The 260-nt window shown below is 65.0% G+C and carries 1 protein-coding gene; it reads left to right on the top strand.

Translation table 11 applies throughout. From position 1 onward, the window contains the following. On the top strand, nt 1–260 hold a 260-nt coding region (locus tag ACLJNW_RS26175; protein ID WP_410961502.1), incomplete at both ends, for a hypothetical protein.

The raw sequence follows: 260 nt of genomic DNA, 5'->3' as shown, positions 1-260 counted from the left end.
GGCATGGCGTGCTGCGCCTCAACCTGCTCGACAGCCCCTTCGCCGAACAGGACATCAGCCGCATCTCGCAGATACACCTTTCGGTGAGCGACCCACAGGATGGTACCCGCGCCGATGCCAGCCTCCGCGTCAGCCGCAGCCTGCGCGGCAAGCTCCTGGAAGCTCACGCCCTGATCTATGACGACCTGGAAGGCGATGACGTCCACCACTGGGTCCATCGGGTGAAACGCCTCGCGGAGCTGGGCCTGGAAGAAGAAGCC

Source organism: Salmonella sp. SAL4457 (assembly GCF_046548235.1).
GTDB lineage: Bacteria > Pseudomonadota > Gammaproteobacteria > Enterobacterales > Enterobacteriaceae > Salmonella > Salmonella enterica.
The sequence above is the reverse complement of the archived record's forward strand: the minus strand, read 5'-3'. Positions and strand labels throughout refer to the sequence as shown.